Genomic DNA, 10,385 nt, shown 5'->3' with positions numbered 1-10,385 from the left:
ACAAGACCTTCGACTTCCTGTCGGCGCATGCACCAAGGCGGTAGGCCTGGCATCGCGAAACCCGGAAATTCAATTTATCTCCATGATGGAACTATTATTGTTGTATGACTTCCTCTGTGCAGGTAAACGCGGATAAGCGCCGCCCGGTTCTGTTCTGGGTTTCTGCTGTGTGCATTGCCGCGTTGGTCCTCGTTCCCCTGTGGATGCTGCTGGGAAATCCCGCTGTTCTGCGTGGTCATCCGCTCCTGCCGGCGCTGCTGGTGACGGCCGCCGTCGTCGGAATTCTTTGGGGCGTCCTGCTATGGAGGCGACGCGATTGGTCCGCTAAGCGCTCCGTCGCCAGGGCTGTTGGCGCTTGGGTGGCGCGCATCGCTGTATTCGCACTCGTGGCCATGCTGGTGTGGTTGAATCCCTTCGCCTACCAGGGGTCCGGAGCGGCTGAAGCGGGATCGAGCGCGGGTTCTTCCTTGGTGGAGTCGCCGACGTCTATTACCATGACTCCGGCCGGGGAAGCTGCCACGAAAGGACTGGTTTTCTACCCGGGCGCCCGCGTTGAAGCGCGAGCATATGCGGACATCCTCAAGCCCGCAGTGGACGCCGGGGTCCTCGTGGTGATCCTCAAGACGCCCTTGAATCTCAGCCTTTTGGACGGAAACCAGGCGCGCGGGGCCATGGCCGGCCACCCTGAAATCTCCACGTGGGCAGTAGGGGGCCATTCCTTGGGTGGGGTGAGCGCGAGCTCTTTTGCCCTGGCAAACAAGGATGTGGACGGCCTGCTGCTCTACGCCTCCTACCCTTTGGACTCCGTGCGTGACCGGTCGGGCCTGCAGGTCCTGTCAGTCTCGGGCTCTGAGGACGGACTCAGCACTCCCGCCAAGATTGACGCCTCCCGCGAGCTACTGCCCCTCGACACGACCTTCGTCGAGATCCAAGGCGGTAATCATGCCTTCTTTGGAGACTATGGTGCGCAGCCCGGCGACGGCGAACCTTCCGTAGGTCGTGACGTTGCCCAGGAGCAGATCGCCGGGGCTACTGGGGCGTTTCTAACGCAGCTCAAGGGGTAGCAGGGGAGTCCCGGGAATACTTCGGAGCAGCGCCCTGTTCATTTATTTAGATGCAAACGCATGTAAGATGAATGAACGAGCAACAGGAGAATGCCATGGAAACCCGCCGCATCACCGTACTTTCCGCCGGACTCGGCGTCCCGTCGTCGAGCCGCTTGCTGGCCGACCAGCTGGCCGCCTCCACCGAGCGGCAACTGCGCGCGGCCGGGTTCGACCCCAAGATTGAGGTCGTCGAACTGCGCGATCTCGCGGTGGACATCGCCAACAACTTCGTCACCGGCTATGCCGCACCGCGGCTCGCGGACGTGATCGCCGGCGTCGAGAATTCAGACGCCATCATCGCGGTCAGCCCCGTCTTCAGCGCCTCTTACAGCGGTCTGTTCAAGTCGTTCATTGACGTCCTGGACCCTAAGTCGCTGGAAGGAAAGGCGGTGCTGCTGGGCGCCACGGGCGGCACCGACCGCCACCAGATGGTCCTCGATTACGCCATGCGTCCCCTCTTCAGCTACTTGCGCACCAGGATCGCGGCCACCGGTGTCTTCGCGGGGCCGCAGGACTGGGGAAACACCGACGACGGCGGATCGCCCCTCTCGGTGCGCGTGGACCGGGCCGCGGGTGAACTCGTGCAGCTTTTGAGCGGATCCCAGCCGCGGCGCAAGAACGAGTCGCTTGGGTCGCTTCCTTTCGAACAGCTGCTTGCCGGGATCTCAGCAGGCAGATAGGGCGAACTTATTGCCAGGGCCGATCGTTGGGGCAAGCATGAAGTGTCCTGTGGATTCCATTGACCTGGTAATGAGCGAACGAAGCGGCGTAGAGATCGACTACTGCCCCCAGTGCAGGGGCGTGTGGCTGGACCGTGGGGAGCTGGACAAGATCATTGACCGCGTCGCGGCCGAAACCATTCCGGCCCCTGCCAGGGCTGCCGCCGCACCGCCCCAGCCGCCCATCGCGCCGCCGCCCATCTACAACCCTTTCGAGTCACGGCCCCAGCAGCCGCGATATGACGATAGGGACAGGCGTGACTACGACCGTCGGGACAACGATCGCCGCGACAGCTACGATCGCGACCAGTACGGACGCAAGCGCAAAAAGAAGGAAGGCTTCCTGGGAGACTTGTTCGACTTCTAGTCTTTTAGTCGTCCAAGAGTTCAATGAACTCGCGGGCCTGCTTGATGCTGATGTCTGAGTGGCGCGTCAAAGCGAGGGCCGCGCCTTCGACGTCGCCACTTTTGGCCAACGTACGGATACGTCCGTAGATCTCGTCGTTGAGCATATTGCTGCTCACTTCCCGGGTGACATCGCCCTTGCTGACGATTGCCCTGTACCTGTACGTAAAACGTTCGGGCTCGTCGTCGTCGTCGGCCAGCAGGTCTTTGGGCGGGTCTTCCGGCGTGAAAGGCTGAGGATGCGCCGCCAAAGCGCCGACGGCGTTACGCGAGGCCCGCAGGCCCTCTCCTGTCGCCTGCAGGTAAAGCTTGATGGCCGCCATTCCCTGTCCTTGCGCAATCAGCGAGTAGAGCAGCCTGTGCTGCTCTTGATTGAGCTTAGCTGCAGACTCCCTGGCCAACTCCACAGGATCCTTGGGGGCATTCGCAGCTGCGAAATCGGCCTTGCTTTCAGCTGATCGCTTGGAGAAAGAGCGGATAAGCAGGAGCACGCCCGCAATGACCGCAACAAGGATCAGGAGCGGGATGAGGATGGAATCCATGGCGTCGTCAGAGCCGATCTACGTAGTTCTTGGCAGTAAGCAAGTCTGAGTGAGTGGCCTGACGCAGAACCTTGATGGCCTCAATCTTCTTTCCGCTACGGACCAGGTTCTGTAACTCGAAGGCGAGTTGCGGGTTTAGTTGACCATTGGGAAGCACGGCGGGCTGGTGTCCCGTTTGTCCGGCAGCGTGAGACCGTGCAGCCTGTGCCTGGATGGCCGTCCTGCTGTTCTCCGCCTGTTCCCTCTGGCTGGCCTCGTTCTGGCTCGGCTTTGTGGTGGCATCGATTCGTGCGCGAAGAGCCAGCGCCTCCTGCACTTGGGACGCTTGGTGGGCAGCGGAACGTGCCGCCAGTTCGCGCTGATATCTCTCAGCGTCAGAGACGCCGGTATCGCGCGGCTTGAAGGCTGCCGTGAGCGCCCACAGCAGGCCCACGAGGACAAGAAGCGGAAGGACAATCGTCAGTACGTCACCAAAGTTCATCCCCATGCTTAGAGCTTATGCCAGAACTTGGTTATCCACAGCACATTCCACTTTCGGCATAGGCTTCTGAGAGATCTCTGTCAAATTAAGGCGGTCTTTGTAAGATGCATCACAAATGAGGCATGTATAGCGTGATTTTCCTCTGGTGGAAGGCGGCTGCAGCTGGGCCGGCTGTGGATTAATTGCTCCCCAAACTTTCTTTCCTCCACAGCATGTGAAGAGCGTTTCCGCAGGTCAGGGCTCTAATTCCCTGAAAAGAAATTCTCTATCCACAGGGTAACGCACAGTCTGTGCACAACGTGTGGTCGGTATTCCACAGGTTATCCACAGGGGGTGTTCCGCACCTGCTGTAACGTGTCTGAAGTGTCCATTTTGGGCACGAATATCCCCGCGACGAGTTTCTTGGGCTCCCTGAAAGTCACCTCGTGTGACGGGTCCACGGAATCAACTGTGGATAACTTGTGGATACGGCTATTCTGTCGGACCTGCCTGCCATCGTGAGATGCAACAGGCGGACCCGTAGCCACGCACTGCGCTTTAGGGGCCGCCAGGGAAAACATCTCTGCAGCGGCACACAAATGGAGGACGGCTTTGTCAGTTACGCACTTGGACTCAATCGAGGGCTCACGCGCTTCGGACTCGAGCCGGAAACCTCCCCAGGACATCCCTGCTGAACAGTCGGTGCTCGGCGGCATGATGCTGTCCAAGGACGCCATTGCCGACGTCGTGGAAATCGTTCGTGGACACGACTTCTACCGTCCCGCCCACGAAACCATCTATGAGTCCATCATTGACCTGTACGGCCGTGGCGAACCCGCTGACGCCGTCACCGTCTCGGATGAACTGACAAAGCGTGGTGAGATCAACCGGATCGGCGGCCCCGCTTACCTCCACGAGCTCATCCAGACGGTTCCTACCGCGGCCAACGCCGGCTACTACGCCGAGATCGTTGCGGAGCGTGCCGTGCTGCGGCGCCTTGTTAACGCCGGTACCAAAATCGTCCAGATGGGCTACGGCCAGGACGGCGAAGTGGAAGACCTCGTCAACCAAGCCCAGGCCGAGGTGTACGCGGTCGCTGAAAAGCGCACTGCCGAGGACTACGTGGCGTTGAAGGACGTCATGGAATCCACCGTGGATGAGATCGAAGCCTCGGGTCACCGCGGCGAAGGCATGACCGGCGTACCCACCGGTTTCTACGAACTCGACGAACTGACGCACGGGCTCCACCCGGGCCAGATGATCGTTATCGCAGCCCGTCCTGCCGTGGGTAAGTCCACGTTCGCGCTGGACTTCGCCCGTTCCGCGGCCATCAAGAACAACCTGGCTACGGTCATGTTCTCCTTGGAAATGGGCCGGAACGAGATTGCCATGCGTCTTCTCTCCGCAGAAGCGACCATTGGGCTGCAGGATCTCCGTAAAGGCACCATCAAGGACGAGCAATGGTCCAAGATTGCTACCACCATGGGCCGCATGAACGATGCTCCGCTGTTTATTGATGACAGCCCCAACATGTCCCTCATGGAAATCCGGGCCAAGTGCCGCCGCCTGAAGCAGCAGCACGACCTCAAGCTCGTGATTCTCGACTACCTCCAGCTCATGAGCTCCGGTAAAAAAGTTGAGTCCCGCCAGCAGGAAGTCTCTGAGTTCTCCCGTGCCCTCAAGTTGTTGGCCAAGGAGTTGCAGGTTCCCGTCATCGCGCTGTCGCAGCTGAACCGTGGTTCAGAGCAGCGCCAGGACAAGCGCCCCATGGTGTCCGACCTCCGCGAATCAGGCTCCATCGAGCAGGACGCCGACATGGTGATCCTGCTCCACCGTGAAGATGTATACGACAAAGAATCACCCCGCGCCGGCGAGGCAGACATCCTCATCGCCAAGCACCGTAACGGTCCCACTAAGGACATTGTGGTTGCCTTCCAGGGCCACTACTCACGCTTTGCCAACATGGCCGGCGAAACGGGTGCCGGCGGCGGCGGATTCTAGCCGCTCCATACGCCGGACCGTGCAGGCAAAGCGAGGACAGTAGTGTTGGTGAGGTCCGCGTCCGCGGCGCATCACTAAAGATTATTGGGGAAACACATGAGGAAAAACTCGCTGCTCGGATTCGGGGCATCGGCTCTGGTCATTATGGCCCTCACGGCATGCGGTGGTGGTACCGCGGTCTCGCAGGAATCTGCGTCGACCCCAGCCAGCGAAACTGCGACACCCACGCCGACGCCCGCGAAGCAGTACACAAACGAAGAGCTCACAGCTTTGGTTGGGCAGGTCAAGGAAGCCGATGGTACCAGCCGGGCGGTAGTTTCCGGACCGGACTTGGTAGCCCAATATGAACCAGTTCGGGTGCTGACGAAAGCAACCATCGAACCGGCAGGGTGCGCAAACTTGGGCACCCTCGGTGTGTACCAGTCCATCGACGGCTCCGCGTCTGCAGGCACCACAAGGTCCAAAACCGGTGACTTCATCACCAGCCTCGCTTTGACCTCCGGCGTTGAAGCAGGACTGCTCCAGGCGGGCCTGGACCAGACTCAGTCGCAGATCGAGGCTTGCAAGAAGGTGACGCTTTCCGCGGACGGGGACACCATGACGCTTACTACTGAAAAGATCAACGGCGTCGGCAACGTGCCGGGGACGGTTGCGCTGAAAACCCTGATGGTGATGCCGGATGGAAAGGCTGGAGCCATCTACAGTGCTCACGCAATCAAGGACGGCGTCCTGATTTTCGCCACGGCGTCCAGTAACGACGCCGCATCCGGCGGCCCGGAAGCAGCCGGCGCCCTCATGGACCAGGCAGCAGCGCTCATCAAGTAATCACCTCCAAAAGGGCTTCACTGGTGTAGATTCAGCCGCCGGTGGAGCCCTTTTCCGTGCCTCTATGGAGGAGTCAGAGCTAAAGCTTCCATCAGGAGCTCGTAGGTCTCCTGGATGTGACCTCTGTGGCTGGCGACTGTAGCGGCAGATGGACGGGTATCAAGGCCGATGATGAGGTCGTCGTACATCGACTCCAACAAGTGCGAACCTCCACCTTCTTCCACGATGGCGGTAACACGGGCGTGCCAGGGATCCTCGCCGTCCGTGCGCGAATAGAACCTTTCAACAGAAGCATCACGGCTGTCCATGAGAACGACTTCCCTAAAGCCAGCGCCGGCCTCTTCCGCCGCAGTCCGGAAAAGTAAAATCTCATCCTCGGAATCGAGATACTGCGGCATGATCACTGTGTGCCCGGCCGACAGATGCGTGGCGGCCATACTCAGCGCAATCGGGCGCACCAGGTCCCCGGCGGCTTGGAAGTCCTCCTTCCAGCCTCCGATCAGGCAGCGCACCTGATCGACATCAAGGTTGAGGACCCCGGGATGCTGATCCACATACATTCCGGCGAGAGTCGATTTTCCGATTCCGGGCGGACCATTCAGCAGGATCAGTTCAGGCATCGAGTGTCCCTCGCTTGAAGCACGTGGTGGTGGGCATACCTGACACCCTAGGCCACCCGAGGGCTGGCCACTCGGCTGGACCGAGCTGCCAGCAAGGCTGCATGTGTGAGTGCTGTTGCGGTTCCAAAATGCATCTCAGCCCTCGAACTGAAGCGATCTCTGGTGCTTTTGCATAAAGCGCATTTCTTCGGGTTGGAGAAAATTTCTGTGATTAATCAGAACCCAATGATATGAGGCCTGTGCCAACTATCAGTGGTCGCTTCTTTGGTATCTACGTGCGGAGGTTATCGCCACTCATGAGACAACCGACACGACCGGTGTCATTTAGTGATATTGATTGCAAGCAATCAAGTACGCCGATGTGCCGTCCGGCAATGCCGGCGTCGGCGTAATGAGTGGTCTCCGGACTGAGAACTTCGGCAAGATCCATTTTCGGAAAGAGGGACATAACCATGACCACAGGGCCGACGACGAGCATTCACGGAAATTCAAGAGGGGTTGGGTTGGTGGAAGAACCAGCAAATGTCGCAGGGCCGCGCGAACTGAAACTCCGTGTCCTGGGGTCTGTTGTCTCAGTGGTGCTGCACGAGGGAGTGTCCCCGGACCTTCACGCGGAATTGCGGCAGGCGTGGTCACGCTGCCTCGATCAATGCGGCGAGCCGGTGCCTCTCGCCGGGAATAGCTTCCTGGCAGATTCGGCTTCCCATGAAGAGCGTCCCTTCCGGGCAACAGTCTCCTCGGTTATTGGCACTGCCGAGGTCACAGGGGGCACGTTCAGGGAATTTGCGTCGGAGCTGACAAGTGCCATCACCTTGGCGGGCATCACTGCGGGCCGGGGGAACCTGGTTATGTTGCATGCCGCGGCACTGGCAGATGAAAAAACCGGCCGGGCAGTGGCCCTTGTGGGGCGATCGGGCATGGGAAAGACCACTGCAACGAGACGCCTCGGAGCTGCACTAGGCTACGTCACGGATGAAACCGTTGCCGTTGATGGCTCGGGCACGTTGGTTCCTTACGCCAAACCGCTATCGCTGATAGTTGAAGAGCCCACCGCTCCCAAGCATCAGATCAGCCCGGATGACCTCGGGCTTCTGGTGGCGCCGGCCTCGCCGACGCTGGCGTTGGTTGTCCTGCTGGACCGAAGGCCGGATGCTGCCGTTCCCACGGTAACTCCGCTTTCTCATGCCGAAGCGATTATCGAACTGGCGCCCCACACGTCCTCCCTGGGGCAGGTCAGCCAGCCTGTGAGTCGCCTTTGCGGGATCCTTGACGCGACTGGTGGCGCCGTCCGGGTGTCTTACCGCGAGGCAGGAGACTTGGCAGCAGTCTTGCCAACTATCCTTGAACGGCCAGCCATCTCCAAGACGTGGACGTCAGTCCTCGCTGAGGGGACACAGCCTGCCGAAGGTCATCCGCGCCTCCATGCCGGTCGTTCCATGCTTTACAAGAGGGCCGAGCTTCTCGACGCCGTCGAGATTCCGTTGCCTGGCGGACAAGGCACGGAACTCATCGTCATGACAGGCCAGGGCGTAGTCCGACTAACCGGCATTGGGCCTTCAATCTGGCACGCCTTGGCTACTCCCTGCGATCTGAGCGGCATCGCAGAGCGAATCGCGCCTCATATTGGACTTCCGGCCGGGTATGAATCCCGTTTGCTGAGGAGTGTGGAGGAACTTCAGTTACACGGAATTCTGGCGCATGCGTCGTCATTGGACCCCGTGGATCTTGCATAGTACATCCCACGCAGAAAATAATCTGCTAAATGAGCGCAATGATAAGTTCCGTTTGCACCGAAATTTCCACGAAGATTTACTTCAGTCAGCTAGCGCGCTGACTGGCTTGAAGGAGCAAACGATGACCTTGGATAAAGGTAAAATAAAAGATTCAACTATTGACCGACGTAAGGTTGTTATTGGTACGGCGTGGAGCATTCCCGCTATTGCCATAGCTGCTGCAACTCCGGCACTGGCTGCCTCACTCCCGCCCGTCGTTGTGACGCCTGGAACAGGGACGGTCATCAGCAACTGGAGTGGTGACCACCATTACGGGAGCTTCGAAGAAGATCTGGATCAACGGGCCTATGACTTCCCGGTCACCGTCAAGGACGCAAACGGTAACCCTGTTGTCGGTGCCACGGTCACCGTCACCGTCTCCGGACAGAACGACGACGGCGACATCTTGGGTATTTACGCCCACCCGGCGCCGGATAATGATGGCCCCGAGTCGGATCAGAGCCGCAGCGTCACCGTTGTTACGGGAGCCGATGGTGTTGCGCTCTTCGCAGTGAGTACACAGAACCTGAGTTCCAGCGAGCGGCCCTCTACCGCCACGATGACTGTGACCGTGACCAACAACGGCACCACTACTGTGTCTGTCATCAATGTTGTTTTGACCGAGTCTGACTAGTAGCAGAAACATCAGCTGCCCCCGCTTCGGATGGGGGCAGCTTTTGCAGTTCCGGTCTTACCGGGTGGTGGGTGTGTGCGCCCAGCCCGGAAAGAGCGCACCTATGGGTTCGGCCCCTGTTCGTCGAACCCGTAGGTCGTGTTCCAAGGCCTATGGGTAGAGCCCGGCGTCAAGGACTGAGGCTCCCCCCTAAATTCCGTGGCATTGGGCCACGAAGATGGTTGGGCCCTTTCGATTGCCCATATCAAGCCCGCCCTTGCCCCTTTGGGGCAATCCTTTTGCGCCATGCCCTTCACGCCGGGCATCTGACTGCTCCCTGTTAGCGACACCGCTCACTCGCCTCCGCTGCTGTCTGCGGCTTTAGCACTGTTAGCGGCTCATTCGTGGGGCGATGATCTCAGTGGTGGATCGCCAAACCTCTACGTGGCCGATGCCGCTTATGCCGGTTTACCATCGCCCGGCAGCATGCCATTGCGCTTCAGTGTGGCTGTATCCAATTTCCTGAAGCGCATTCGCCAGTTCCCCGCGCGTGGCACATTTAAAGCCTGCAGCAGCGAGCTTCCGGCGGCCGCGGAAGAGATGACCCCGTACGGTGGTGGTCCGGAGCCCGAGCCCTGCGGCCAAGGAGGAAGCTGTCAGCGCCCGGCGTTGTGCGAAGAGTTCCAGTACCTGGATTTCACGGTCTGTGAGCCTGGTGCCGACGCTGAGCTGTGTTGGAAGCGTAGGGGCTGCCCCAACAACCACCGCTTCAATCTGCCGGGGAATCTCCGCAGCTGTAGAGTCGCCCGCCAGAATTGCAACAGCGCCCTCTGCGGCCAGCGCAGACCGTTGAGCTGAACTCACACTTCCCACCACAATGCAGCGTCGGCCCGTCGCCGCAATGGTGCGGACCTTCAGCGGAAGAGGGACTTCATCATCAAGAAAGGCATCCAATGCTATCCAGTGGGCAGCTCTTGGATGGTCGTGCGAAAAGGGAGCCCAGGAACTATAGACCTTCCCAAGTGTTGTGGCTTGTGCGCTGCCTGCCCATTCGAACATTACTGCGCTGTTGAGCACCGGATTTCTGTGAATGAAGTCGACATCAAAGGTGTATGCAATAGCTCCCAATTTGCCCCCCGATCGATGAACAAACCCAAGCTTGTCCCGCGCCAGCAATAAGTAGATGTCGATCTGACACTTGAGTAAGTTAGCCCGCGGCTACGCCCTATCAGTGGCCTTTCCTGCACGGGCTCAGTGTCGAAAGGTCATGCCGGGCGAGAGCCCTGCCTCACGCTGCCCGGCCGCAATACCCCTAGTACTTT

Annotated in this window: 11 protein-coding genes; 7 read left to right on the top strand and 4 right to left on the bottom strand. The window is 59.6% G+C overall.

Annotated elements, in window-relative coordinates; all coding sequences use genetic code 11:
- Positions 1-104 precede the first annotated feature (104 nt).
- The 3 genes from J7I86_RS20760 to J7I86_RS20750 all read left to right on the top strand — a co-directional run bounded on the left by J7I86_RS20760 (position 105) and on the right by J7I86_RS20750 (position 2,192).
- Entirely contained in the window at positions 105-1,064 is a 960-nt protein-coding gene (locus J7I86_RS20760; RefSeq protein ID WP_214822748.1) for an alpha/beta hydrolase, read from the top strand.
- Between the two features lie 95 nt (positions 1,065-1,159).
- Entirely contained in the window at positions 1,160-1,786 is a 627-nt protein-coding gene (locus J7I86_RS20755) for an FMN reductase (RefSeq protein ID WP_214822755.1), read from the top strand.
- Between the two features lie 49 nt (positions 1,787-1,835).
- Positions 1,836-2,192, top strand: a complete 357-nt coding sequence (locus J7I86_RS20750) for a zf-TFIIB domain-containing protein (protein WP_309476774.1) — start codon at positions 1,836-1,838, stop codon at positions 2,190-2,192.
- A 4-nt stretch (positions 2,193-2,196) separates the two neighbouring features.
- On the opposite strand, the gene J7I86_RS20745 is transcribed toward J7I86_RS20750, so the two are convergent.
- The gene (locus tag J7I86_RS20745; RefSeq protein ID WP_214822746.1) at positions 2,197-2,772 is read right to left on the bottom strand and encodes a hypothetical protein; all 576 of its coding nucleotides are present in this window, start codon (positions 2,770-2,772) and stop codon (positions 2,197-2,199) included.
- A gap of 7 nt (positions 2,773-2,779) precedes the next feature.
- The gene (locus J7I86_RS20740; protein WP_214822754.1) at positions 2,780-3,253 is read right to left on the bottom strand and encodes a hypothetical protein; all 474 of its coding nucleotides are present in this window, start codon (positions 3,251-3,253) and stop codon (positions 2,780-2,782) included.
- Positions 3,254-3,844: 591 nt separating this feature from the next.
- Between J7I86_RS20740 and dnaB the strand changes: the two genes are divergently transcribed.
- On the top strand, positions 3,845-5,233 hold the full coding sequence (dnaB, locus tag J7I86_RS20735) for a replicative DNA helicase (RefSeq protein WP_017197290.1): 1,389 nt from the start codon (positions 3,845-3,847) through the stop codon (positions 5,231-5,233).
- A 96-nt stretch (positions 5,234-5,329) separates the two neighbouring features.
- The gene (locus J7I86_RS20730) at positions 5,330-6,058 is read left to right on the top strand and encodes a hypothetical protein (RefSeq protein ID WP_214822745.1); all 729 of its coding nucleotides are present in this window, start codon (positions 5,330-5,332) and stop codon (positions 6,056-6,058) included.
- A gap of 62 nt (positions 6,059-6,120) precedes the next feature.
- Here J7I86_RS20730 and J7I86_RS20725 read toward each other — a convergent pair whose 3' ends face one another.
- Entirely contained in the window at positions 6,121-6,678 is a 558-nt protein-coding gene (locus J7I86_RS20725) for an AAA family ATPase (protein ID WP_214822744.1), read from the bottom strand.
- Between the two features lie 506 nt (positions 6,679-7,184).
- Between J7I86_RS20725 and J7I86_RS20720 the strand changes: the two genes are divergently transcribed.
- Positions 7,185-8,411 (top strand): hypothetical protein, encoded by a 1,227-nt coding sequence (locus tag J7I86_RS20720; RefSeq protein WP_309476773.1) that lies wholly within the window; start codon positions 7,185-7,187, stop codon positions 8,409-8,411.
- Positions 8,412-8,532: 121 nt separating this feature from the next.
- Positions 8,533-9,084: a transcriptional initiation protein Tat gene (locus J7I86_RS20715; protein WP_214822743.1), complete on the top strand. Its 552-nt coding sequence runs from the start codon at positions 8,533-8,535 to the stop codon at positions 9,082-9,084.
- Positions 9,085-9,531: 447 nt separating this feature from the next.
- On the opposite strand, the gene J7I86_RS22980 is transcribed toward J7I86_RS20715, so the two are convergent.
- The gene (locus tag J7I86_RS22980) at positions 9,532-9,927 is read right to left on the bottom strand and encodes a hypothetical protein (RefSeq protein WP_286180082.1); all 396 of its coding nucleotides are present in this window, start codon (positions 9,925-9,927) and stop codon (positions 9,532-9,534) included.
- Positions 9,928-10,385: the final 458 nt, after the last annotated feature.

This window comes from Arthrobacter sp. ISL-95 (assembly GCF_018613695.1).
In the GTDB taxonomy this organism is placed as follows: domain Bacteria; phylum Actinomycetota; class Actinomycetes; order Actinomycetales; family Micrococcaceae; genus Arthrobacter.
Note: the sequence above shows the minus strand (reverse complement) of the source record. Positions and strands in the feature narration are given on the sequence as shown.